The organism is Streptococcus oralis, assembly GCF_019929365.1.
Lineage (GTDB): Bacteria > Bacillota > Bacilli > Lactobacillales > Streptococcaceae > Streptococcus > Streptococcus oralis_BT.
This window is the reverse complement of sequence record NZ_JAHZPH010000020.1, coordinates 1-775: the sequence shown is the minus strand read 5'-3', so window position 1 is coordinate 775 and position 775 is coordinate 1. Positions and strand designations below refer to the sequence as shown.

Sequence of the window (775 nt, the reverse complement as noted above, 5' to 3'; positions counted from 1 at the left end):
TATCAGCTAGCCAATCAGCAAGCGCATCAGTAAGCTCAAGTCAATCAACTAGCGCATCAGTATCTGCAAGTCAATCAACTTCAGCATCTGTAAGTGCAAGCCAATCAGCTTCAGCATCTGTATCAGCTAGCCAATCAACTAGCGCATCAGTAAGCTCAAGTCAATCAGCTTCAGCGTCTGTATCTGCAAGCCAATCAGCTTCAGCATCTGTATCAGCTAGCCAATCAACTAGTGCATCAGTATCTGCAAGTCAATCAGCTTCAGCATCAGTATCTGCAAGTCAATCAACTTCAGCATCTGTATCAGCTAGCCAATCAACTAGCGCATCAGTATCTGCAAGTCAATCAGCTTCAGCTTCTGTAAGCTCAAGTCAATCAGCTTCAGCATCTGTATCAGCTAGCCAATCAACTAGTGCATCAGTATCTGCAAGTCAATCAGCTTCAGCTTCTGTAAGTGCAAGCCAATCAGCAAGCGCATCAGTATCTGCAAGTCAATCAGCTTCAGCTTCTGTAAGTGCAAGCCAATCAACTAGCGCATCAGTATCTGCAAGTCAATCAGCTTCAGCTTCTGTAAGTGCAAGCCAATCAACTAGCGCATCAGTATCTGCAAGTCAATCAGCTTCAGCTTCTGTAAGTGCAAGCCAATCAGCAAGCGCATCAGTATCTGCAAGTCAATCAGCTTCAGCTTCTGTAAGTGCAAGCCAATCAACTAGCGCATCAGTATCTGCAAGTCAATCAGCTTCAGCTTCTGTAAGTGCAAGCCAATCAACTAGCGC

Annotated in this window: 1 protein-coding gene; it reads left to right on the top strand. The window is 45.0% G+C overall.

The window, feature by feature from the left end; genetic code table 11:
- Positions 1 to 775 (top strand): hypothetical protein (locus K1I53_RS09285; RefSeq protein ID WP_223329180.1); only part of this gene is annotated, 775 nt, incomplete at both ends.